This is a genomic window from Nocardia aegles (assembly GCF_052545135.1).
In genome coordinates this window covers 240,840-263,077 of the sequence record NZ_JBQWRI010000005.1, presented here as the reverse complement: position 1 = coordinate 263,077, position 22,238 = coordinate 240,840, and the positions used below count along the sequence as shown (strand labels likewise).

Below are 22,238 nucleotides of genomic sequence, written 5' to 3'. Positions count from 1 at the left end.
GTTACCTCGCCACACGACGGCCACCCGCCACCGGGAACCGTCCCGGCCGAGCGCTGGTGCAGGCGTGCCGTCCACGACACCACGGCTCCCACCCCCTCGACGGACCGTTCGCGCCGACATTGCTTCAGTATTGCTCGTCCGAACTGACCAGGCACGACACCTCGCTCAGATCAGCGGGGCGATCGCCGGCGACGCCGACCGGACCCCGGGAAGCGCCGTCACGGCGGCACGACGCGCGGTTCACGCGGTCTTCCGCCGGGCGCCCGAGCTCGCCCGGCCATCCACCGCACCGGCCTCGATCAGCGCAGACCGTACGGCCACAAGCACCCGCTCCCGGCGGTCGACGCCCACTCCGGCAAGATCGCCGACGCGCGATCCGCGGAAGTCGCTCAACCGGCCTTCGCGAGCAACTTCGCCTGCGCCCGCGCGACCTCGGCGGCCACCACCTCCGTGTCGACCGTCCGGATCTCGCCGTCGCGCACCACCTCACGTCCGTTCACCAGCAGCGCCGCCAGCGGCGGGGGCGAGCCGAGCACCAGGGCGGTCACCGGATCCGCGATTCCGGCGTGCGCGACGGTGTCCAGCCGCCACAGCGCCAGGTCCGCCAGCTTGCCCACCTCGATCGAACCGATATCGGCGGTGCGGCCCAGCACCCGCGCGCCGCCCATGGTCGCCAGTTCCAGCGCGGTGCGCACGGTCATCGCGTGCGGTCCACCTCGGTTGCGCGCCCACAGCAAGGCGTGGCGCGGCTCCTCGAGCATCGAGCCTGCCTCGTTGCTCGCCGCCCCGTCGACGCCGAGCCCCACCGGAACGCCCGCGCGTACCAGGTCGGCGATGCGGGCGACGCCCGCGCCGAGCCGCGCGTTCGACGTGGGACAGTGCGCCACGCCGGTACCGGTCTCCGCCAGGACGCCGATCGCGTGGTCGTCCAGGTGAACGGCGTGCGCGTACCAGACGTCGGGACCGAACCAGTCCATCCGCTGCAGGTACTGCGCGGGCGTGCAGCCGAAGGTCGCCAGACAGTAGTCCTGCTCGTCGATGGTCTCGGCGAGATGGGTGTGCAGCCGGACCCCGGTGTCGCGGGCCAGCGCCGCCGACTCGCGCAGCAGGTCCGGCGTCACCGAGAAGGGCGAGCACGGCGCCAGCGCGATCCGCAGCATGGCGTCGGACGACGGATCGTGCCACCGCGCGACGGCCTCCGCGCCGGCGGCGAGGATGTCGTCCAGGCGTTCCACCAGGTGATCGGGTGGCAGACCGCCCGCGCTCGCGCCCAGATCCATCGAGCCGCGACAGGGATGGAACCGCAGACCCACCTGCGCCGCCGCGGTGATCTCGGCGGCCAGCGGGTCACCGCCGTCGCGTGGGAACACGTAGTGGTGATCGGTGGTGGTCGTGCACCCGGTGCGCGCGAGCGTGGCGAGCGCACCGGTGGCCGCCACGCGCACCCCGTCCTCGTCGACACCCGCCCAGACCGGGTAGAGCGTGGTGAGCCATTCGAACAGCGTGTGGTCGGTGGCCAGGCCGCGAGTGATCCATTGATAGAGGTGGTGATGGGTGTTCACCAGCCCGGGGGTCAGCAGGCAGCCGCGCCCGTCGACGCGCCGCGCAACCGGGCCGAGTTCCGGCGGATCGCCCGCGCCGACCGCGTCGATCCGATTGCCGCGCACGACGACGTGCCCGCGGGCGTACTCGGTGCCGTGGGCGTCGACGGTCGCGACGGCACAGTCCGCGATGACGGTCACCTGGTCCACGCGAGACCCGCTTCCGGCGCGTCGGCCCGCGCCACGGTGGCGTGGATGAGCCCGTAGGGACGGTCGTCGGCGTGATAGACCTCGCCATGGTTCTCGATGCCGAAGCGGTCCAGGTCGTAGTCGAAGTGATGCTTGTTCGGCGCCGCGAGCCGGATCTCGGCCAGCACCGGGTACGCGGCCAGCACGGCCTTGCCCATGTCGAACAGCGTCTGCTGCAGAGCCTTCGAATGCAAGGTCGCGAAGGTCTCCACCAGCCGCGCCCGCACGCCGGTGTAGATCTCGTCCCAGTCCACGCTGTCGCTGCTGGCGAAGCGCCACTCGGCGATCAGCGAGGTGGCCAGCATCCGATCGCGCGTCGGCGCGAGCACGGTGAACTCGTCGGTCAGGAAATCGGCGAACTCCGATCCGGTCGACTTCAGGATGGTCAAGTCCTTCACCCCGCCGACGACCCAGGCCCGCCGCTGGGTGCCTTTCCCCGCCACGGTGACCGCCGCCGTGCGCACTTCCGGCCCCTGCCGCACCCAGGTGTGATCGTGTTCCACACCGCCGACCGTGACCCGCTGCCAAGCGTATTCGTCGACCTCGATCCGCGCGCTGTGCACCGGTTCGATCTCGGCGACGAAATGATCGGCCAGCGCGAGCGCGTAGTCCTCGATGGCGCGCAGCCCGGGACGCTTCGCGAAGGCGTAGGCGGTCTGCTTCTGCGAGTCGGTGGGCAGGACCTTCGCTTGGTCACCCGCGACGTACGCGTCGGCGAAATCGCCGCGCAGCACCGTGGACACGTTCACGTCGCGGATCTCGTGCCGTGCGCTGTGCCGGTGGATCCGGACGATCCGATTCTCCGCCTTTCCGTATCGGTGATCGGTCAGCACGATGGGCCCGGTGAGTTCCATGCTCAGCTCCCTCGATAGGTGGAAAAGGCGAAGGGCGACAACAGCACCGGGACGTGATAGTGCCGGTCCTCGGTCACGGCGAACGCGATGTTCACTTCGGGATAGAAGGTCTCGACCTCCTGGTCCGCGAAGTATCGACCGGTGTCGAACACCAGCCGATAGGTTCCGGGTTCGACCGCTTCGCCCAGTGCCCTGATCCGCCCATCGACATCCGTTTCGCCCGAATCGAGTCGACGTTCCCGCTGGTACAACGTCACCGTGACACCCGCAGCGGGCACGCCGCGCACCGCGTCCAGCACATGGGTGCTCAGCGTGCTCACGACCGCTCCGCCAGCAGCGCGCGCAGCCGGATCCGCGTGATCTTGCCCAATTCTTCTCGCACGACTCGCCTTTCGGTCTCGGGATCATTGCGCAACCGGGCGGTGAGCAGCGCGAGCAGCTCCTCGCCCGATCTACCGCTCGCACACACGAGGTAGATGTGCCCGAACCGTTCCTCGTAGGCGCGGTTGCCCTCGGCGAGCGCGGCACGCACCGCGTCGGCCGCATCCGCCACCCCGGCCTGCTCCCGCGCCGAGGCGGCCGAACGCGGTCGCTCGCCGATCCTGGGGTGACCCGCCAGCGCCAGGTCGAGTTCCGGCTCCGGCAGCCGCGCCGACGCTTCGTCCGCCGCCGCGAGCAGCGCGTCGACGCTCCGGTACGGACGGCCCGCGACCAGCGACCGCGCGAAGCCCGGCGACGAGCAACAGCCGAACACCGCCTGGTAGGCGGCAGCATCGGACAGCGCGTCGAACGCCGCGATCCCGCGTCGCTGATCCGTCATCGGACCAGCATCGAATACGACCGGGCCCGGCGCCACCGGAACGGATGGATCACGTTCGGCGTGTCGCTCAGGAATCGCCTTTGCCACCGGTTTCCCATCGTGCGGCACCGACCGGCCGGTATTACCTTTAAGGCATGGCCGACCCTGATCGCCCCGCCGTCGCGGCCTGCGCGGGCGTCGTGCTCGCCGCCGGCGCCGGAACCCGCTACGGAAAACCCAAAGTGCTCGCCGAGGGCGGCGCCTGGCTGCGGGCCACGGTCGCGGCGCTGCGCGACGGAGGCTGCGACCCGGTGATCGTGGTTCTCGGCGCGACCGGCCCGACGCCGCGGATCGTCGATCTGCCGCCGGGCGTGCGGCACGTCTGGGCGGCGGACTGGGCGACCGGGCTGAGCGCATCGCTGCGGGCGGGCCTGATCGCCGCGGCCGGCACCCCCGCCCGCTACGCCGCCATCATGCCGGTGGACACTCCTGACGTCGGCGCCGACGTGGTCGCCCGGGTACTCGCCGCCGCGCTCGCGGCCCCCAGCGGCTTGGCGCGCGCGGTGTTCCACGGCACACCCGGACACCCCGTTGTCCTCGCCCACCAGCACTGGAACGCCATCTCTGGATCGGCCATCGGAGATTCCGGCGCCCGCGCCTACTTGACCGGCAGAACCGATATGGTGCGCGTCACGTGCGACGATTTGGCGACGGGGGTCGATCGTGACTTCCCGGCCGCCCCCGCACGGTGATCGGAGCCAGCGGATGCGGGACATCGTCGACGACCTGTTACGGGTGTGGTATTCGGACCGTACCGGCGGACTCGGCACCATCGTGCGCACTGTGGGCGCCGCCCCCTTACCGGTGGGCTCGGCGATGCTGGTCGACCCGGACGGGGGCGTCCACGGATCGGTCGCCACGGGCGGGCTGGAGAATATCGCGTACGAGGCCGTGCTCCAGGCCGCGCGTACCGGCCGTCGTGCGATGCACCGCTTCGGCGGGGCCGGCGGCCTGGATGGCGGCGTGAACGGCGAGGGGATGACGGACGTCTTCACCGAACCGTTCTCCCGAAGACACTTCCCGGAGTTCCCGGATATCGCCGCCGAAATCGCGGCGCACCGCAGAGTCACCGTCTTCACAGTGGTGTGGAACTCCGACGCCGACCTGATCGGCCGCCACCTGATCACCGACAAGAAGCACGCCACCGAACTGGTCGCGCTACCCGATTCCGACGTTTTCGTCGCCTCGTTCGCTCCGCCGCCGCGCCTGATCATCTTCGGCGCCAATTCCTTCGCCGCCGCGCTCACCGTGCAGGCCAGGTTGCTCGGCTACCGGGTGACCATCTGCGACTCCCGCACCGATTTCACTACGCCGGAATCGTTTCCCGGCGCCGAGGTGGTGGTCGATTGGCCGCACCGCTACCTCAACAACCTCTCCGCGGCCGGTGAAATCGGCAGCAGCACAGCCATAGTCGTGGTGTCGCACGACCCGACGTTCGAGATCCCGCTGCTCACCGTGGCCCTGCGACTACCCGAGCTCGGCTATCTCGGCGCCATCGGGTCACGCCAGGCGCACATCCGGCGCATCGAGGACCTGCGCGCGGGCGGTTTCGGCGAGGAGACACTGTCGCGGCTGCACTCGCCCGCCGGACTCGACATCGGCGCGCGCACCCCAGCGGAGACAGCCGTCGCGATCGCGGCCGAGCTGCTGGCCGCCCGCGCCGCGCGTGCGGTCGATCCGTACAGCGGCGAGATCCCGATCGCGTCGAAAGCAGCCGTGGGGGTGTAGCTCATTTCAGGCCGGGGTTCTCGGCATACACCTCGCGCAGTACGGACAGGTCGAACAACTGGGCGGCCTTGATATCGATCTTCGCGGCGCGCAGCGCGGCGATGTTCTGCTCGATCAAGGCATCGGTCATCGAGAGCAAGCCGCCCGTGGCCGTATCCGCCGAAACCACCAGATCGTTCTGCGCGGTGGCCTCTTTCGTCTGCTCGGCGAGATCGAGCTTCTGATCTTTGCCGTACACCTCGACCGCGAGCCGAGCCGCCTCGGCCGGGTCGGCCACCGCATCCTTCCAGCCTTTGATCTCGGCGACGAGGAACGCCTTCAGCTTGTCGCGCTCTTTGTCGATGGTCGACTGCGCGACTGTGAGCGTCTCGGCGACCAGCGGCAGGCCGAAGTCGGCGAACAAGAAATGCGCGTTCTGGAAGCCCTTGGCCGCCAACGTGATCGGTTCGTTGGTCACGTAACTGACCCACCCGTCGACCTCGCCGTTGGCCAGCGGGGTCGGGTCGAATTGCGCGGGCACCACGGTGACCTCGCCCGGCTTCAACCCGTTGGCGGTGAGCAGCGCGTTGAAGATCAGCTGGTTGGTGTCCTGCACACCGATCTTGCGGCCCTTCATGTCCTCGGGCGACTTGATCGGTTTCGCCGCGGCGGACACGATCGCGAAGGGGTTCTTCTGATAGGTGGTCGCGACGATCTTGGCGGGCAGGCCCTCCAGGATCGCGGGCGCGGTGGTCTGCGGCGCGGACAGGCCCAACCACACCTTCCCGGTGTCCAATCCGGCCTCCACCGACGTGCTGGCCGCGCCGCCCGCGATCAGGTCGACCGAACCGAAACCCGCCTCCCGGAAATAGCCTTTCGAGTCGGCGAAGTATTCGCCCGCGAATTCGATGTTCTTCAGCCAGGACAGTTGCACCGCGACGCCGCCGTATTTCGAGCCGTCCGCGGCGGCGCCGCCCGGCGCGTCACCGGAGTTCCCGCCGCAGGCGGCCAGCGCCCCCGCACCGCCGAGCGCGGCACCGGCGAAGGCGGAGTAACGGAGAAATGAGCGTCGGTTCAGGTGCCCGAACGTGGAGCGGTGCGCGGGTGTCATGGGCCGAATCTAGGTGCCGCGCGTTTCGATTTCTTTACTTTGGCGTTCCGAGCGAGGAATTCGGTTCGGTCACAGTCGTCCCGCGCCGGGACCGAACCGGGCGAGCACCAGGTTCTCGACGACGCCGACGATCGCGTAGAGCGCCACCGAGACCAGCGTGACGATGACGATCGAGGCCCACAATTTGCTGTACTGGAAGGTCGGGATCGCTCGGATCAGGCCTGCGCCCAAGCCGGTGCCGCTGCCCAGCCACTCGCCGAGCAACGCGCCGATCAGCGCACCCGGCACCGAGATCCGCGCGGCGGCGAACACCGAGGGCAGCGCCGCGGGCACGGCCACCATGCGCAGCCCGGTCCAGCGCGACCCGCCGTACGCGGCCACCAACTCCAGCGCCTGCCGCGGCGCGTCACGCAATCCCGCCATGATCATGACCAGCGCGGGGAAGAACACCACGATCGCGGCGAGCACCGCGACCCCGGCCACGCCACGGCCGAACACCAGCACGATGATCGGTGTGAGCGCCACCAACGGCACCGAGCGCAGCAGCATCGCCACCGGCAGGAAGGTCTGCTCGACGGCGGCGAAGGACACGAACAGCGCGGCGACCACCAAGGCCGCGAGCATGCCCGCGCCGAACCCGATGGCCGCGTCGCGCAACGTGATCTGTAGATCGTCCAGGATCGCCTGCCGCGCGGTCGCGGCGCTGGGCGCCGCCACCAGGTAGGTCCAGATATCGCCCGGTGTCTTGCCGACCCGCGGGCCGACCTGCGGAAAAGCCTTCAGGAAGACGTACCAGATCACCAGCATCAGCAGCAGCGAGGTGCACAGCGGGAACAGGAAGATCCCGATCCGGCGCAGCAGATTCATCGCTCGGCCCCCGTAACCTTTTTCGGCGCAACGCCGGTCGTACCGGAGGGGCTCATCGCGACTCCCGTGCGGTCCAGGGCGCGGCCAGGCGGGCGGCCAGCGCCACCAGCGTGTAGCCGAGTCCGGCCAGCGCCGCCGCGGCCAGCGCCATACCCCAGGTGCGCGGCACATTGTAGGAGGTCTGCGCGGCGGTGAGCGCCACCCCGATGCCGCTGTCCACGCCACCGAGGTACTCGCCGAGGATCGCGCCGAGCACCGCCGACGGCGCGGCGATCTTCAACGCCGCGAATGTGCTCGGCAGCGCCGAGATCGCCTGCACCAGGTACAGCTGCTGCCAGCGTCCGCCGCCATAGGCGCGCACCAGTTCCAGGCTGGTCCGGTCGGCCGAGCGCAACCCGGCGACCGTGCCGACCATAGTGGTGAAGAAGCAGTACATCGCGGCCAAGAAGACCGTCGGGGTACGACCGCCGAACACCACCAGGATGATCGGGCCCAGCGCGAGCAGCGGGGTGCAATAGCTCAGGATCGCCAACTGCGTGGCCAGCGACTCGATCGGCGGCACCAGCACGATCAGCACGGCGAGTGCGATGGCCAGGCCGTTGCCCCAGACGAAACCCTGTAGCGCGCCGAGGGCGGTGATCCGGAAATTGGGGCCGTACAGGCCCCATCCGTCGGTGTACATGGTGTGCAGCACCTGCCAGGGGCTGGGTATGGTGCCGCCCGCGACCTCGAACACCGCGAGAACCCACCACACCGCGACCAGCCCGAGCACGCCGAGCACGCCGCCGAAGCGCTTCACGCCGTGTCCCCCGTCCGCCGCACGCGGCGCACCGGTGGGTGCCGCCGCACCGGCCGGGCGTGCGCGCTCGACCGTTGCCGGCCCGGCTTGCGGTGGCACAGGCAGCGACCCGGTTGGTGCTCGTTCATGCGACGCCTCCTCGTCCCGCGGTCCCGAACAGCAGCTCCGACAGATAGTCGTGCAGTTTGTGGAACTCCGGTGTTCGCATCATCTCCGGCAGCCGCGGACGCGGCAGATCGATCTCGACCAGTTCCAGCACCCGCCCCGGCCGCGGGCTCAGCACGGCCACCACGTCGGACAGGAACACCGCCTCGGCGATGCCGTGGGTGACCATCAGCGTCGTCGCCGGCTTCTCGGTCCAGATCCGCAGCAACTCCAGATTCAGCCGCTGCCTGGTCATATCGTCCAGCGCGCCGAACGGTTCGTCCAGCAGCAGCACGGTCGGCTGCACCACCAGGGCACGCGCGATCGAAACGCGCTGGCGCATACCGCCCGACAGCTGCGCGGGCTTGGCCTTCTCGAAGCCGTCCAGCCCGACCAGACGGATCAGGTCATCGATCTGCCCCGGTTCCGGCGCGATACCGGCGACTTGGAGCGGCAGCGCGATATTCGACGCCACCGACCGCCACGGCAGCAGCGCCGAATCCTGGAACGCGATGCCGAACGCGTGCCTGCCGCGCAATTCGGCGGGCGTCGCGCCGTCGATCAGCGCCTTGCCCGCGGTCGGCGTCTCCAGACCGGCGAGAATGCGCAGCACCGTGGACTTGCCGCAGCCGGACGGGCCGAGCAGCGACAGGAACGCGCCCCGCTCGGTGTGCAGATCGACGCTCGCCAGCGCCGGTACGGTTTTCCGCCCTACCCGGAAGGTCTTGGTCAATCCACTGAGATGAATTCCGGTCCCCCCGGCGGTACCGCTCTCCGTGCTCATGAGGGCCACCCTAGGAGCACCCCATTGCACGGACATTGCGAATGGCGTCGCCAGATTGCGCAATCGTTACGGTCCGCACCGCGCACTGTTGCTCGCGGCGATCCGATCGGATGCACCCCGCCGCGGGTTACGCGGCAAACGAACCCGGTCCGCACGTGCTCGACGCCGAGCCGCACAGCGCGGGCTCGGAGATCCGGTGGCGACTACACCACGTCCACCCGCACGCCCGCCGCTCGGATCGCCTGCACCGCCGCCGGATCCGCGCCGGTATCGGTGACCAGCACCCGCACCTGCTCGATGCCGCAGACGCGGGCCAGCGCCGTGCGCTCCAGCTTGTCGCCGGTGGCCACCACGATCACCCGGCCGCAGCGCCGCACCATCTCGGTGGTCACCCCGGCCTCGTCGATGTGCCTGCACTGGGCGCCGCCCTCGACGGAGATCGCGTTCACGCCGAGCACGAGATCGTCGAGCCGCAGTTCGGCCAGCGCCCGCTCGGCCAGCGGACCGTGCAGCTCGTAGGATTCCCGCCGGGCCACACCGCCGAGGACGATGGTGCGCATGTGCGGCCGCAGCACCATCTCCACCGCGATGTTCAGCGCATTGGTGACGATGGTGAGCCCCTCGTCACCGGCCGATCCGAGATCCGTGCGCCCAGCCAGCATTCGCGCCACCGCCGTGGTGGTGGTGCCGCCGTTCATCCCCACCACCGCGCACGGATCGACCAGGGACGCGGCGTGTTCGGCGATGCGCTGCTTGGCTTCGCCCGCACTCTGCCGATAGCGCGCGGGCAGATCGTAGGCCACCGAGGTCGCCACCACACCGCCGTGCGTCCTGGTGGCCAGCTGCTGCGCGGCGAGCGCGGTGAAGTCGCGGCGCACCGTCGCGGCGGACACGCCGAGCCGCTCGGCGGCCTCCTCCACCGAAAGCCGGCCGGATTCGGCGAGCAGTTCCAGCAATCGGTTCCACCGGTGCGGACGATCCGTCGGTCCGGTCATCGCACACCGTCCCGGTCGCGGGGGCAAACTGCTGTTTCGGCGAACACGCGAACAATAGGAACACGCGCACCCGCCGCGCGCGGAAATCCGCACGGCCGACCCCGGCTCGGGTCAGACCACATCGGCCTCGACGACGGATCTGTCCGTAAGCCGCGCCGGATCGGGAAGACGTCGGTCTTCCGCACCCAGATCGCGCGCCCCGACCAGACCGGAATGCACGAAGTAGGCGATCTCTTCGCAGATCTCGTCCAGGCTCACCGCCGAATCCGGCGCCGTGCCCTGCACCAGTTCCTGGGCAAGGGAGGTGACCGCGCCGATCACGGCCAGCGCGAAGAGATCGAAACGCCGCGGGCTCGTCTCGCCGCGGCCGACCGCGTGTTCGGCCTCGCTGATCAGCAACGCCGACAGCAAGCGGCGCTGCTGCCTACGCCACTGCTCCACCGCCGCGCTCACGCCGACCACCTCGACATAGCACACCCGCGCGGACCGGGCGTCGGCACACGTGACGCCCAGATACGCGCGGAAACTCGCTACTACGCGCGTGGACAAGGGCTCGTTCCGGGTCGCCGCCAAGGCGGCGAGCGCGCGTTCCAGCGCCCGCGAGGCGATGCGGTTCCCCAGGGCGATGAGCAGTGCTTCGCGACTGCCCATGTCCTCGTAGAAACTGCGCGTGGAGACGTTCGCCACGGCGCAGAGGCGTTCGATCGAGGTGGCCGCGTAACCCTGGGTGCCGAATAGTTCGAGCGCGGCATCGATCAGGCGGGTCTGCCGCTGCGCAACCCGCTGTTCCTTGGACAGGCCGCCGTAGCTGCGACCGTCCCTGGGTCCGTGATCCCGCCGTGTCACCATTCGATGCTACCGCGCGGCTACCTTCCCCCAGCGCGCCGAACGGTGGAGTCGCGGTGATGGCCTCGTCCGCCTCCAGTGTTCCCAGGCTATTTCACGCTGCCCGCGGACCATCCCGCCACCAGCCACTTCTTGGTGAAAGATGGTGTCCATGCGCTGGCGGAAGACACCCTGCGCCACCGCCCATTTCGCATTGTTACTCGGATAGAACCGCGCCACCGGACGCGTGTCGGCGAACGCCTTGGTCACCAGGTCCTCGGCGCGGACGGTGGCGGCGCTGTGGGTGTAGATGCGCCGGGGTGTAAATGCAGCGGGTGTAGATGCAGCGCAATCTATCCCCAATTGTGATCATATGTGACCGTTTTGGACGGAAATTTGACATAAACAATCATTCGGAGTGAAGCTGTTGGAGTGCCTACGCCTGCCGACCGCACGCCGGAGCCGCATCTGGCCACCGAGGTGGCCACTCAACCGGAGGACTGGACGCACGCCGCGGCCGTCGCCGCGGATCATCGCGCCGTGCTGCCGAGTCCGGGTGAGCGGGTCGCGGTGATCGGGTGCGGCACTTCGTACTTCATGGCGCGCGCGATCGCCGCGCTGCGCGAGGACACGGGACACGGCATGACCGACGCCTGGCCCGCCGGCGCGGTCCGCGCTCGCGAGTACGACCGCTACCTGGTGATCTGCCGCTCCGGCACGACCACCGAAGTGGTGCGCGCCATGCGCGCCATCCCCGCGCACATTCCCCGGGCAGTGATCTGCTCCAGTCCCGGCACGCCCGTCCTCGACCTGGGTGACCCGATCCTCATCGACCAGGTCGATGAGCGGTCGGTCGTGCAGACCCGCTTCGCGACGACCACCCTCGCCATCCTGCGCAACCACCTCGGCGAGGACCTCACCCCCGTGATCGCCCAGGCCCGCGCGGTACTCGCCGAGGATCCCGCCGAGTCGCCGGCCGCGGTGCGCCGCGCCGAACAGATCAGTTTCGTCGGTATGGGATTCGCGGCGGCCATCGCCGACGAGGCGGCGCTGAAGTTACGCGAATCCTGTCAGTCCTGGACGGAGGCGTATCCGGCGACGGAGTACCGCCACGGCCCGATCGCCATCTCGGCGCCCGGCCGCGCGGTCTGGGCGTTCGGCGCACTGGAGCCGGGCTTCGCCGACGACGTCGCCGCCACCGGCGCCCACCTGGAACATCGCGACATCGACCCGATGGCGGACCTGATCCGAGTGCATCGGCTCTGCCTCCTGCGTTCCGCCGATCTGGGATTGGACCCCGACCACCCGCGCGGCCTGAAGCGCTCGGTGGTTTTGCAGTCGTGACCGAGGGCGGGAGGGGCACTCACATGCCGGCACACACCCAGTTCGTCCGGGGACGCATAGTGTCGGCGAGCGTCACGGTGGACGACGGCGTAGTGATGGTGGCCGCCGACCGGATCGACGCGGTGCGGTCGTTCGCGCAGTGGCGTGCGACGCATCGCGAATTACCCGAGCCGCCGTTTTCGGGAACCGTGCTGCCGGGGCTTGTGGATATTCACAATCACGGCGGATTCGGGTACCGGTTCGATACCGTGCGCGCCGAGCACGCGCGGGCAGCGGCGAACTGGCACCATGCGCGCGGCTCGACCACGGTGGTGGCGAGCGTGGTCACCGGCCCCGCCGCGGAGATGGTGGCGCAGACCGCCACCTTGCGCGAACTCGCCGAGGAAGGGGTGCTCGGCGGTATCCACGTCGAGGGGCCGTTCCTGTCCGAGGCGCGCTGCGGGGCACAGGACCCGCGATATCTGTGCGACCCCGATCTCGGGCTGACCGACCGGCTGCTGACCGCGGGTGGTGCGCAGCTGCGTGCGATGACACTCGCGCCGGAGCGTCCCGGCTACGCGGCCGTCGCCCGGCGGCTGGCCGACAACGGTGTGGTGGTCGCGCTCGGCCACAGCGACAGCGACTACGCGTCATTTCGAAATGCGCTGGCCCCCATAGGCCTCGGAAGACTCGTGACGCACGTGGCGAACGGTATGCCGCCGTTGCACCACCGGGATCCCGGCCCGGTGGCCGCGGCGCTGGTGGCCGCGGCCGCCGGTGACGTGATCGTGGAGTTGATCGGCGACGGCGTGCACGTGGACCCGGGCTTCGCCGCGCTGGTGTTCGCGACCGCGCCGGGGCGAGTCGCCCTGGTCACCGATGCCATGCAGGCCGCCGGCCGCGGCGACGGCGAGTACCAGCTCGGCCCGCAGCCGGTGACCGTCCGCGCCGGAGTCGCGCGCATCGCCGACGGGTCGATCGCGGGCGGCGTGAGCACCCTGCTGGAATGCGTCGCGCGGGCCGTGCGCGCCTCCGGCGTCCCGCTGCGCGAGGCGGTCCTGGCGGCCACCGCGGTTCCCGCTGCGGCGCTCGGGCTCGCCGACGTCGGTGACCTGCGGCCCGGCTATTTCGCCGATATATTGACAGTCGGTGACAACCTCCACTTGCGCGGGGTGCTCAGACGTGGACAGTGGGTGAGGTGATCCTCACCGTGACAATGAATCCCGCGTATGACATGACCTATCGCGTCGAACGCTTCCGACGCGGGCAGGCACACCGGGTCAGGTCGGTGGAGCAGCGCATCGGCGGCAAGGGCATCAACGTGACCCGGGTGTTGAATCAGCTCGGCAAGTACGCCCGGGCCACCGGGTTCTCCGACCACGCTTTCGCGGCCGCCGCCGAACTGGAGATGCCGGTCGACTTCGTCCACGCGCTGCCCTGGGTCCGCCGTACGGTGGTGATCAGCGAATCCGAGGACGGCACGGCCACCGCGCTCTGGGAGCCGGGCGCGCGGGTGTCCAATCCGCATGCCGCCGAACAGTTGTCGGTCCGGGTGGCGGGACTGCTTCCGGAAATCTCCGGGTTGGTCATCTCCGGGTCGCTGCCGGGCGGCATCGAGCCCTCGCTACCCGCCGAGATCGCCCGCACCGCCATCGCGGCCGACGTGCCCACCATCTGCGACGTGGATGGCGAGGCGCTGCGCTTGGCCGCCCAGGTACCCGGCATCGTGCTCATCCCGGACGAGACCGAACTAGAGCGTCTCACCGGCGCCCGGCCGACGACCGCCGAGGACATCGTCACCGCCGCGAAACAGCTGATCGACAACGGAGTGCGCGCCGTGATCGCGACTCGCGGTCCCGAGGGAATCGCCGCAGTGACCGCCGAAGGCGGGTGGTCGGCCGCGCTCGCCGAACCACTGGCCGGAAATCCCACCGGCGCAGGCGATGCCGCGGTGGCGGCGGCGATCGCCGCCCTTTCCTCCGGACCACGCCCGGACTGGCCCGCCCTGCTCGCCGACATGGTCGCGACCTCCGCGGCCGCCATGGTCGTCCCGGTGGCCGGTGAGATCGACCGTGGTCAGCGCACCCGCCTCACCCCGACCGTGCGGGTGCGCGAACTGGACGTATCCACACCGCAGAAGAGTTCCCCCTGATCGCCGAACCTCCACGCCCGACCGCACGAGTGGCACACCACGCAGAGGTCTTCTCGGGCGATGTGTCCCAGCCACGTGCCCCTCATGAGCGACGGCCGACGGCGCGTGCGAGGGGTTACGCGCCGTCGGCCGATCGGGAGGTGGGCAGGGCAGTTGTCCACCGGTGAAGCTGTCGATGGAACGCTCCGCATCGACAGAAACATTCTTCCGGATGGAGCTGTGCGGGGGGTGTAACGGAGCTGAGAGTCGGCTGGGAATCGAGGTCAGGGGAGGTCCGCGCCGCGGATCGCCGTGGTGAATGCGTCCCAGTGGGCGGGCGTGAACGCCAGCACGGGCGAGCTAGCGGCCGGTCCTTGGAATGTGCTGTCCCGGACGAGAACCCGGCCGCCCACGAAGCAGACTTCTACGCAGGTCTGGCTGTCATTGGAATACGAGGATTTGAACCATCCGGTACCGCTCATCCGATCGACTGTAATTCAACGGCGGTCGCTCGGATCAGTGCCAGGGACTCGTCTCGGGACAGCGCGGTTGTCCGCGCGCGATCGAACACGAAACCCAAGTCGCGCACTCGGGTTTCTTTTCGGCTCTCGTCATCGACGATGATCTGGCCGAAGACCGCTGATTCATGCCACGCGAGCGTCGGCAATCGCGGGCTGGCGAAATCGAGAAGGTGGTAGGTGGAACTCGCCGGGACACTGTCGGCGGCAGTGAACGGAATGATCTGTAATTCGACGCTCTCGGAATGCGATTCGAGCACGTCGGCCAGGTGGACCAGTTGACGCCGCAGAACGTCCGGACCGCCGATCTGCTGTCGCAGCGCGGCCTCGCCGACAACCGCCCGTAGCGAAACAGGACTCTCGCCGGTCAGCCGTCGCTGCCGATGCAGTCTCGCTTCGACACGCCGATCTACTTCGATCGCCCGCACGGTCGCCGCGGCCGAGAGCATCAGTGCTCGAATGTATTCCTCGCCTTGCAACAGACCAGGCATCAAGAGGCCTTCGTAGGTCCGGATCGATACGGCGCCCCACTCCATTCCGTAATAGCGAAGGATTTCTTCCCCGAACAACGCGGAGTAGCGGCTCCACCAGCCACGTCGTCGCGCGGCTTCCCGGAGGGCCAGCAGTTCACGCTGTTCATCGGCGTCGATCGCGAGAATGCTCAGCAGCCGTTCCAGCTTGTCCTTCGGGATCAGGTTGCGCTCGTTTTCGATGTGCGACCAGTACGCGGCCGAGACATCCAGCGCTTTGGTGATCGACGCGGCACCGATACCCAACTCCAACCGTCGCTGCCGAAGCCGAAGCGCAAGCTCCCAACGCGCAACCGCAGGTGACAGCACCATGTCAGCACGATACAGCGGACAATGCCTAGCAAACACTTTCGTAAATTGACTTGTATAGTTTACTATTCTGAGCGCAGCACAGCGGGGACTCTCCACAGAACCCGCTCCGGCGGGGATGAGGGGGTTCTGATGTCCGTGCATGTCGTCGACCACACGTGGATCGTGAGCGATCGGACGCCGCATCAGGCGCGGCGGGTCAGCGAAGACGCGTGGGTGGTGTCCTATCTGCGTGGCCGGATGGTGAACACCGAGCAGGCGACAGCGGCTATTCAAGTGGCGGAGCTGGTGTCGCTGACGGAGGAGCTCGTGCGCCACGTCGGACTCACGGCCCTGGAAGCCGTCGGCCTCGTCGTTCTCGAATCTCCGTGGGACACCACGCCGTTGCGCACCAAATACCGATTGCCGCGCCCGGGCGGGCGGCATCGCCGATGATCCTTCGCGTCTCGCGTTACGCCCGGCGCGACCATTCGATCCAGGGGGTTGACGCAGTGGAACCACTGCCCACCAAAGAACTCGTCCTGCAAGCCTGCCGCACGGCGCCGCACCGCGCCCACCCGGTGCTGGAATCCGCCCACCTCCTGGCGGGGCTACACCAGCGCCGCCTGCGCTGTGAACCGAGTGGGACGAACGACATCGACCAGCACCGAGCCCGCCTCGTGCTCGCCATCGACCGCTGGGTCGCCACCGGGGCGCCACCACCGCACGGTGGCGCGCTCATGCACACCGAGACCGTGGGCATGGTGGTAGACCGGCTCGCCCAGTTCTCCGCCTCCGCGTTCGGAATCCGCTCCGGCACACCGGAATGGGTCACGCACAACGCGTGGGAACGGTTGGCCGAACTGGCGCTCGGGTATGAAGATCTCGCCTACGAGGTCGCGGCGGGCGTGCGCCGCCTGCCCTACCTCAGCGGGCCGCGCGAACATCCGTGACGAGTCTTCGCCCGGCCACCCATCGGCGCCCGCACCCCGGCCACATCGGCTCCGGGTGGCATGTCCTCGGTCAGCCGGATCGGGTGCACTGCGCGGCGGCCGGCCGACCTGCGAAGCGATCATCGATCCATGCGCTCGCGCCGGGGATGCCACTGAGTCCGACCAGGAAGTGCTCGCCGAAATAGACCTCGAAATCCACCGGCGTCCCGGCGCCACACCAGTCGGCGTAGAGCTTCTCCGCACCGGCCAACGGCACCCACGGGTCGTGTGTGGCGTGATAGAGGAACACCGGCACCCTCGGCGCGCTCGCGCCCAGCCGATTGGCGGCCAGGATCTCCCTGACCATCGGCAGTTCGGTGGGCGCGGCGGCATGGGTCAGCGCCTGCACCGGAATCGGCGCCACGACACCGCCGAACTCCTCGGCGGTCATGCACAGGTCCTTGCCGACCTGGGCCAGTCGCCAGCCGTCGTCGTTCATCAGGCCGAGCAGTTCGGGATACTCGCGCGCCAGTCCGAGGGTCGCGGCCAGAAAGACCCCGGACGCGGCGTTGCGTCCGTTCATGGTGGACAGCAGCAGGTCGAAATCGGCGGGGACACCACCGAACGCCGCACCCACCAGGTTCAGCTCGGGCGCGTACCGCGGGGCCAGTTGTGCGGCCCATCCGCTCGCGATGGCGCCGCCGGAGTATCCGGTGACCACCGTCGGCGCATCCGGCCGCAACCCGAACTCCGGGGTGTTCACCACCGCCCGGATCGAGTCGAGCACCGCGTGCCCGGCCATCAGTCCCGCCGCGTACGCCTGCCGCGGCCCCTGATGGTCCGGCACGAGCACGGCGTAGCCCCTGGACAGCGGGATCTGGGCGGCCCAGAACTCGGTTGCCGGCTCGTTCCTGAGTTTGTAGGACGGTGCGCACCGATGCCCGAGCGAGTCGATCGCGGCATTGAACGACAGCACCGGGCGCGGCCCCGGCCCGGTCCACGGGGCCCGCGGCACGAGCAATGTCGCCACCACGGGCACCGGCTGGTCCTTCGAATCGGTCGACCGGATCAACAGTTCGGTCGACCGCAAGGGAAACGCGGTCAGACCCGTTCCCCCCGCACGGGACGCGAGAACCGTTCCCGGAGGCAGGCTCTCGAAGCCCGGCGGCGGGGTGTAGAACGGATCGTCCAGCGGCGTGGGCAGGATTCCTGAGTACTCGCGCGACGGCGTGAGGAGTTGCTCGATCGGATTCGCCCGCACGGGCGTACCGACCGCACTCACCGCCACGGCGCCCAGCAGCGCCACTACTATCCCGGCATATCTTCCGCGCAGAACTTGTCGCATCAACCCACCCGCCCGCCGATTCCTCGTCCGGAACAACGAACCGGCCGGACCACTGCGTTCGTGGCGGCCATCCGGAACCTTGCGCTGCCCATACTTACAGTGGCTCGACGTGCTCGGCACGCCCGACACGCGCCTCCACGGGAGCGACCGCGCTTCACATCACGGCAGTAGTGCGCGAACGGCATCGATGGTGTCTGCTTCGGCCGGCTCTTTGTCGGGTCGATACCGCACCACACGAGCGAAGCGCAATGCGACATCGCCCGGGTAACGCGAACTGACCTGCACTCCGTCCAAGGCGATCTCCACGACGAGTTCCGGCCACAGATACACGGTGTGCTGGTCGCGCGAGCGCTCGTGGCGGGGGAATTCGTCGGTCTGCCACCGCAGCAGCGCGTCGGTGAGTCCTTTGAAGGTCTTGCCCACCATGACCGGCTCACCGCCGTCCGGGTCGCGCGCGCCGAGATGCAGATTCGACAGGTAGCCGGTGCGGCGGCCGTAGCCCCATTCCGCGCCGAGCACGATCAGATCGAGGGTGTGCGTCGGCTTGATCTTCTGCCAGGCCCGGCCCCGCCGGCCCGCCGCGTATGGCGCGGTCAACGACTTGATCATGACGCCCTCGTGCCCCGCGGCCAGCGCGGCGTCGAAGTATTCGGCGGCCGCCTCGGCATCCGGCCGCAGCAGCGCGGGAATGGTGTGCTCGCCGGCCACCTTCGTCAGCGCGGCGCGCCGCTGCGACAGCGGAGCGTCGAGCAGGTCGCGCCCGTCCAGGTGCAGACAGTCGAAGAAGTACGGATGCAGCAGCAGCTCCCTGGTGGAGCTCACCTCGGCGAAACGGCTCATGGTCTCCTGGAACGGACGCGGCCGTCCGGCGTCGGTGAGCGCCAGCGTCTCGCCGTCGAGCACGACGCTCGAGCAATCCAGGCCCGCGACCAGTTCGACGAGTTCCGGAACGCTCGCGGTGATCTCGCGCAGTGTCCTGGTGAAGATCCGAACGTGGTCGCCGTCCCGGTGCACTTGAATGCGGGCGCCGTCCAATTTGTGCTCCACGCTCACCTCCCCCTGGAACTCGACCAGCGCCTCGTCCAGCGTCGCACCGGGCGAGGCGAGCATGGGCTGGATCGGACGGCCGACTTCGAGCCGGAACTGCGCGAGCGCCGCGGCGCCGCCGGTCAGCGCCGCGACGGCGGTGACCGGCAGCCGGCCCGACAACATGTACGCCCGGCGCACCAGATCGGGCGGCACCCCCGCGGCGACGGCCACGGCTTCGGCGACCACGGCGGTGAGCGCTCCTTGGCGCAGCTCCCCGGTGAGCAGCCGCACCAGGAAGCCCTGCTCGTTCGCCGTCGCCGCGGACCACAGCGCCGCGAGCAGTTCCGTGCGCCGGGCCGCGGAACCGGCACCGGAGGTGACCGCCAGCTCGCTCAGCGCCGCGTGCACCGCCGAAACGGTCAGTGTGGGCACCGGCGCGGGCGGGTGGTCGAGCATGGTGAGCGTGCGCCATCCCGTGCCGATCCGCCCCTGCGGTAGCTCGCCGGACGCCCAGGCCACCACGGGGCCGAGTTCCACCGGCGCGGCCGCGCTCAGCAGCGCCGCCAGGGTGGCGATCTTCGTCTTGCGTGACCTGGTCGCCCGCACGGTCTCCGAGGCCAGCACGACATCCGAGAACAACACCATGCCGACGGTAGCCGCCGGGTCCGACACCCCGCCTGCGAGGAGTGTTAATCGGTAATTGGCACGGATGCGAAAGCGCCCATAAACTGGACGCATGGCCAAGACTTACGTCGGCGCTCGGTTGCGTCAACTGCGGACCGAACGCGGGCTGAGCCAGGTGGCGCTGGCTCAGCAACTGGAGATCTCGGCGAGTTATCTCAACCAGATCGAGCACGACGTGCGCCCGCTCACCGTCCCGGTGCTGCTGAAGATCAGCGACGTGTTCGGCGTCGACGCGACCTTCTTCTCCGCCGCCGACGACACCCGGCTCATCGCGGAACTGCAAGAGGTCGCGATGGACGAGGAACTGGGCATCGACGCCGACGCCCAGGCGATCGCGGACATCGTCTCGGCGCACCCGAGCATGGCCCGCGCGCTGGTCAACATGCACAACCGCTACCGCAACACCTCCGCTCAGCTGGCCGCGGCCACCGAGGACCGGTTCGCCGACAGCGCCGGCAGCGGCGCGATCAGCAAGCCGCACGAGGAAGTGCGCGACTACTTCTACCAGCGCCAGAACTACATCCACGAGCTGGACACCGCCGCCGAGGACCTCACCGCCCGCATCCGTTTCCACGGTGGCGACGTGAACAGCGAGATCGCCAGAATCCTGCGCGGGCACGACGTGCGGATCACCGAGCGCATCGACCTCGGCGAAGGCGTGCTGCACCGCTACGACCCGCAAACCCGCAATCTGGAGATCGCGCCGCAACTGTCCGGCGGCCAGCGAACCTTCAAACTGGCCGCCGAGCTGTCGTACTTCGAGTGCGGTGAACTGCTGGAGAAGCTGGTCGACGAGGGCAATTTCGCCTCCGAGGACGCCCGCAAGCTGGCCATGCTCGGGTTGGCGAACTACTTCGCCGCGGCGACGGTGCTGCCGTACACGCATTTCCACGAGGTCGCCGAGGACTTCCGCTACGACATCGAGCGACTGTCGGCGTTCTTCACGCAGAGCTACGAGACCATCTGTCACCGGCTGTCCACGCTGCAACGACCGTCGCTGCGCGGCGTGCCGTGGTCCTTCGTCCGGGTGGACCGGGCGGGCAACATGTCCAAACGCCAGTCCGCCACGGGTTTCCACTTCTCCTCCAGCGGCGGCACCTGCCCGCTGTGGAATGTCTACGAGACCTTCGCCTACCCGGGCAAGATCATGACCCAGATCGCGCAGATGCCCGACGGCCGCAAATACCTCTGGGTGGCTCGCACGGTCGAACGCCGCGCGACCCGTTTCGGCCAGCCGAGCAAGACCTTCGCCATCGGCCTCGGTTGCGAATTGCGGCATGCGGCCCGCGTGATCTACGCCGACGGCATCGATCTCGACGAGGTGCAGCCGACGCCGATCGGTGCGGGCTGCCGAGTCTGCGAACGCGCCAACTGCCCGCAGCGCGCCTTCCCGCCCCTGGGCAAGGTGCTCGACATCAGCGAACATCGCAGTTCCGTTTCGCCGTATGTGCTGAAGTAGCGGCGCTTACCCTCGAGCGACCATCGCCCTCCGCTGGATACGGAGACCGATCACCGTCATCCCCAGCGCCGCGACCAGCATCAGCGCCAGCGTCCAGGCGAGCGTCGCGAAGCCGTGCGGCGCCGCGGCGGCGGCGACCAGCGGGCCGACGGTCGCGCCCACATAGAAGGAGAACATCGCGACCGACATGGCGGCGGCGCGGGATTCGCCGCCGAGTTCGCCCGCGCTCTGCAGCACGGCCGGACCGATGATGCCCAGTCCGCCGACCAGAACCGCGAGCAGCACGGCCAGCGCGGCCGGATGGGTTCCCTCGAAGGCCGCGACCACCATCGCCGCGGCGGCGATCAACACCCCCAGCGCGATCTGACCGTGCTTGGACAACCGAGCCAGCGGCACCGCCAGCACGGGAAGCGCGACCATCACCGGCAGCGCGCCCGCGCGCAGCGCGAGCAGTTCGCCCGAGCCTCGAACCACTCCGGTCAGCTCGAGCCCGGTATACACCCCGACCATCACCGCCATGCTCAGCGCGCCCGCGATCAACATCGGCACCAGTGCCCGGATGCGCAGCACCGCGGGAATCGCGGCGTAGCTGTGCCGCAGCGGCTGGTCCCGGCCGGTAGCGGCGTCGGCGGGCAACGCGGACCGCAGCACCAGTGCCAGCACGGCGAAAACGATCGCGGAGGCGACGAAAACCGTGCGCCACGGGAACGCGCGGACCATCCACTGCGACACGATCTGCGCGATCACGGTCGCCGCGAGGAACGAGGTGGCCACGGACATGGTGGCCACGGCACGGTGTGCGGGGGCGATGCGGGTAGCCACATACGCCATGATCGCGGGCGGAATCGAGCCGATCACCAAGCCCTGCGCTACTCGGAGGCCGACGGCCGGCGCCGCGCCGAACGCCAAACCGGTCAACAGTGTGACCACTGCGGCCACCAGCATGCCGGTGACCAGCACCCGCCGGTGACCATAGCGATCCGACAGCGGCCCGAACAGGACGAAGCCGCCCGCGTAGCCGACGGCGAACGCGCTGATGATCCAGGTCAGCACGGCGGGACCGACGCGCCACTCGGCTTGCATCGCGGTGAAAAGCGGGATCGGAACGTACATCTGACCGGTGGCCAGCAGCGCGGCCAGGACGAAGACGGGCACGGTGCGCCCGGTGTGGGCGCGTGACGAGATGACTCGGGTGCGCGTCCGGACCGGAGCCACGGACTGGAAGGTGGGCATTGCCATGGATCGAAGGTAGGCCCGGCCGGAC

The 22,238-nt window shown here is 69.2% G+C and carries 23 protein-coding genes; 8 read left to right on the top strand and 15 right to left on the bottom strand.

Features of this window, described 5'->3' with window-relative positions; translation table 11 throughout:
• Window positions 1–389: 389 nt before the first annotated feature.
• The 4 genes from ACT89H_RS16955 to uraD are packed head-to-tail and all read right to left on the bottom strand — an operon-like array spanning window position 390 to window position 3,464.
• Window positions 390–1,751, bottom strand: a complete 1,362-nt coding sequence (locus ACT89H_RS16955; RefSeq protein WP_445109588.1) for an 8-oxoguanine deaminase — start codon at window positions 1,749–1,751, stop codon at window positions 390–392.
• Window positions 1,739–2,644, bottom strand: a complete 906-nt coding sequence (gene pucL, locus ACT89H_RS16950; RefSeq protein WP_445109587.1) for a factor-independent urate hydroxylase — start codon at window positions 2,642–2,644, stop codon at window positions 1,739–1,741. The genes ACT89H_RS16955 and pucL overlap by 13 nt, the downstream gene beginning before the upstream one ends.
• 2 nt (window positions 2,645–2,646) lie before the next feature.
• On the bottom strand, window positions 2,647–2,964 hold the full coding sequence (uraH, locus tag ACT89H_RS16945) for a hydroxyisourate hydrolase (protein WP_445109586.1): 318 nt from the start codon (window positions 2,962–2,964) through the stop codon (window positions 2,647–2,649).
• The gene (gene uraD / locus ACT89H_RS16940; RefSeq protein ID WP_445109585.1) at window positions 2,961–3,464 is read right to left on the bottom strand and encodes a 2-oxo-4-hydroxy-4-carboxy-5-ureidoimidazoline decarboxylase; all 504 of its coding nucleotides are present in this window, start codon (window positions 3,462–3,464) and stop codon (window positions 2,961–2,963) included. Before uraD ends, uraH begins: the two co-directional genes overlap by 4 nt.
• 134 nt (window positions 3,465–3,598) lie before the next feature.
• Here uraD and ACT89H_RS16935 point away from each other — a divergent pair, with 134 nt between their 5' ends.
• Window positions 3,599–4,195, top strand: coding sequence for a nucleotidyltransferase family protein (locus ACT89H_RS16935; protein ID WP_445109584.1), 597 nt, complete (start codon window positions 3,599–3,601; stop codon window positions 4,193–4,195).
• Between the two features lie 13 nt (window positions 4,196–4,208).
• Window positions 4,209–5,231, top strand: a complete 1,023-nt coding sequence (locus ACT89H_RS16930) for an XdhC family protein (protein WP_445109583.1) — start codon at window positions 4,209–4,211, stop codon at window positions 5,229–5,231.
• Window position 5,232: 1 nt separating this feature from the next.
• Here the strand turns inward: ACT89H_RS16930 and ACT89H_RS16925 are convergent, their stop codons facing one another.
• The 6 genes from ACT89H_RS16925 to ACT89H_RS16900 form a co-directional block, all read right to left on the bottom strand.
• On the bottom strand, window positions 5,233–6,321 hold the full coding sequence (locus ACT89H_RS16925) for an ABC transporter substrate-binding protein (RefSeq protein WP_445109582.1): 1,089 nt from the start codon (window positions 6,319–6,321) through the stop codon (window positions 5,233–5,235).
• Between the two features lie 69 nt (window positions 6,322–6,390).
• Window positions 6,391–7,188: an ABC transporter permease gene (locus ACT89H_RS16920; RefSeq protein ID WP_445109581.1), complete on the bottom strand. Its 798-nt coding sequence runs from the start codon at window positions 7,186–7,188 to the stop codon at window positions 6,391–6,393.
• 52 nt (window positions 7,189–7,240) lie between these two features.
• On the bottom strand, window positions 7,241–7,987 hold the full coding sequence (locus ACT89H_RS16915) for an ABC transporter permease (protein WP_445109580.1): 747 nt from the start codon (window positions 7,985–7,987) through the stop codon (window positions 7,241–7,243).
• 124 nt (window positions 7,988–8,111) lie between these two features.
• Window positions 8,112–8,915, bottom strand: coding sequence for an ABC transporter ATP-binding protein (locus tag ACT89H_RS16910; protein WP_445109579.1), 804 nt, complete (start codon window positions 8,913–8,915; stop codon window positions 8,112–8,114).
• Between the two features lie 203 nt (window positions 8,916–9,118).
• Complete coding sequence (locus ACT89H_RS16905; protein ID WP_445109578.1) at window positions 9,119–9,910, bottom strand: DeoR/GlpR family DNA-binding transcription regulator; 792 nt, start codon at window positions 9,908–9,910, stop codon at window positions 9,119–9,121.
• Window positions 9,911–10,021: 111 nt separating this feature from the next.
• A complete protein-coding gene (locus ACT89H_RS16900) occupies window positions 10,022–10,756 on the bottom strand; it encodes a TetR/AcrR family transcriptional regulator (protein ID WP_445109577.1) in 735 nt (244 codons plus the stop codon).
• 411 nt (window positions 10,757–11,167) lie between these two features.
• Between ACT89H_RS16900 and ACT89H_RS16895 the strand changes: the two genes are divergently transcribed.
• The 3 genes from ACT89H_RS16895 to ACT89H_RS16885 are packed head-to-tail and all read left to right on the top strand — an operon-like array spanning window position 11,168 to window position 14,210.
• The gene (locus ACT89H_RS16895; protein WP_445109576.1) at window positions 11,168–12,079 is read left to right on the top strand and encodes an SIS domain-containing protein; all 912 of its coding nucleotides are present in this window, start codon (window positions 11,168–11,170) and stop codon (window positions 12,077–12,079) included.
• Window positions 12,080–12,102: 23 nt separating this feature from the next.
• Window positions 12,103–13,260 (top strand): N-acetylglucosamine-6-phosphate deacetylase, encoded by a 1,158-nt coding sequence (locus ACT89H_RS16890; RefSeq protein ID WP_445109575.1) that lies wholly within the window; start codon window positions 12,103–12,105, stop codon window positions 13,258–13,260.
• Window positions 13,261–13,268: 8 nt separating this feature from the next.
• Entirely contained in the window at window positions 13,269–14,210 is a 942-nt protein-coding gene (locus tag ACT89H_RS16885; RefSeq protein WP_445109574.1) for a hexose kinase, read from the top strand.
• A gap of 263 nt (window positions 14,211–14,473) precedes the next feature.
• Here ACT89H_RS16885 and ACT89H_RS16880 read toward each other — a convergent pair whose 3' ends face one another.
• Window positions 14,474–14,671 carry a DUF397 domain-containing protein gene (locus tag ACT89H_RS16880; RefSeq protein WP_445109573.1) on the bottom strand — a complete coding sequence of 66 codons (198 nt, stop codon included), beginning with the start codon at window positions 14,669–14,671 and terminating at the stop codon, window positions 14,474–14,476.
• Window positions 14,668–15,702, bottom strand: a complete 1,035-nt coding sequence (locus ACT89H_RS16875) for a DUF5753 domain-containing protein (protein ID WP_445109572.1) — start codon at window positions 15,700–15,702, stop codon at window positions 14,668–14,670. The genes ACT89H_RS16880 and ACT89H_RS16875 overlap by 4 nt, the downstream gene beginning before the upstream one ends.
• On the opposite strand from ACT89H_RS16875, the gene ACT89H_RS16870 reads away from it, so the two are divergent.
• Both ACT89H_RS16870 and ACT89H_RS16865 read left to right on the top strand, forming a co-directional pair.
• Entirely contained in the window at window positions 15,679–15,981 is a 303-nt protein-coding gene (locus tag ACT89H_RS16870) for a hypothetical protein (protein ID WP_445109571.1), read from the top strand. The two genes, ACT89H_RS16875 and ACT89H_RS16870, sit on opposite strands and share 24 nt — an antisense overlap.
• Before the next feature lie 56 nt (window positions 15,982–16,037).
• Entirely contained in the window at window positions 16,038–16,478 is a 441-nt protein-coding gene (locus ACT89H_RS16865; RefSeq protein WP_445109570.1) for a DUF4254 domain-containing protein, read from the top strand.
• 70 nt (window positions 16,479–16,548) lie between these two features.
• Here the strand turns inward: ACT89H_RS16865 and ACT89H_RS16860 are convergent, their stop codons facing one another.
• Entirely contained in the window at window positions 16,549–17,802 is a 1,254-nt protein-coding gene (locus tag ACT89H_RS16860) for a lipase family protein (RefSeq protein ID WP_445109569.1), read from the bottom strand.
• A gap of 159 nt (window positions 17,803–17,961) precedes the next feature.
• Window positions 17,962–19,473, bottom strand: a complete 1,512-nt coding sequence (locus ACT89H_RS16855) for an ATP-dependent DNA ligase (RefSeq protein WP_445109568.1) — start codon at window positions 19,471–19,473, stop codon at window positions 17,962–17,964.
• Between the two features lie 94 nt (window positions 19,474–19,567).
• Between ACT89H_RS16855 and ramB the strand changes: the two genes are divergently transcribed.
• Window positions 19,568–20,974, top strand: a complete 1,407-nt coding sequence (gene ramB, locus ACT89H_RS16850; protein WP_445109567.1) for an acetate metabolism transcriptional regulator RamB — start codon at window positions 19,568–19,570, stop codon at window positions 20,972–20,974.
• Window positions 20,975–20,980: 6 nt separating this feature from the next.
• Here the strand turns inward: ramB and ACT89H_RS16845 are convergent, their stop codons facing one another.
• A complete protein-coding gene (locus ACT89H_RS16845; protein ID WP_445109566.1) occupies window positions 20,981–22,213 on the bottom strand; it encodes an MFS transporter in 1,233 nt (410 codons plus the stop codon).
• Between the last annotated feature and the right edge of the window lie 25 nt (window positions 22,214–22,238).

What these genes read in the sequence shown, in the direction of transcription:
- pucL (WP_445109587.1), bottom strand. Translation starts at nt 2,644, where the DNA reads ATGGAACTCACCGGGCCCATCGTGCTGACCGATCACCGATACGGAAAG.
- uraD (WP_445109585.1), bottom strand. Translation starts at nt 3,464, where the DNA reads ATGACGGATCAGCGACGCGGGATCGCGGCGTTCGACGCGCTGTCCGAT.
- ACT89H_RS16935 (WP_445109584.1), top strand. Translation starts at nt 3,599, where the DNA reads ATGGCCGACCCTGATCGCCCCGCCGTCGCGGCCTGCGCGGGCGTCGTG.
- ACT89H_RS16930 (WP_445109583.1), top strand. Translation starts at nt 4,209, where the DNA reads ATGCGGGACATCGTCGACGACCTGTTACGGGTGTGGTATTCGGACCGT.
- ACT89H_RS16925 (WP_445109582.1), bottom strand. Translation starts at nt 6,321, where the DNA reads ATGACACCCGCGCACCGCTCCACGTTCGGGCACCTGAACCGACGCTCA.
- ACT89H_RS16920 (WP_445109581.1), bottom strand. Translation starts at nt 7,188, where the DNA reads ATGAATCTGCTGCGCCGGATCGGGATCTTCCTGTTCCCGCTGTGCACC.
- ACT89H_RS16910 (WP_445109579.1), bottom strand. Translation starts at nt 8,915, where the DNA reads ATGAGCACGGAGAGCGGTACCGCCGGGGGGACCGGAATTCATCTCAGT.
- ACT89H_RS16905 (WP_445109578.1), bottom strand. Translation starts at nt 9,910, where the DNA reads ATGACCGGACCGACGGATCGTCCGCACCGGTGGAACCGATTGCTGGAA.
- ACT89H_RS16890 (WP_445109575.1), top strand. Translation starts at nt 12,103, where the DNA reads ATGCCGGCACACACCCAGTTCGTCCGGGGACGCATAGTGTCGGCGAGC.
- ACT89H_RS16880 (WP_445109573.1), bottom strand. Translation starts at nt 14,671, where the DNA reads ATGAGCGGTACCGGATGGTTCAAATCCTCGTATTCCAATGACAGCCAG.
- ACT89H_RS16870 (WP_445109571.1), top strand. Translation starts at nt 15,679, where the DNA reads ATGTCCGTGCATGTCGTCGACCACACGTGGATCGTGAGCGATCGGACG.
- ACT89H_RS16860 (WP_445109569.1), bottom strand. Translation starts at nt 17,802, where the DNA reads ATGCGACAAGTTCTGCGCGGAAGATATGCCGGGATAGTAGTGGCGCTG.
- ramB (WP_445109567.1), top strand. Translation starts at nt 19,568, where the DNA reads ATGGCCAAGACTTACGTCGGCGCTCGGTTGCGTCAACTGCGGACCGAA.
- ACT89H_RS16845 (WP_445109566.1), bottom strand. Translation starts at nt 22,213, where the DNA reads ATGGCAATGCCCACCTTCCAGTCCGTGGCTCCGGTCCGGACGCGCACC.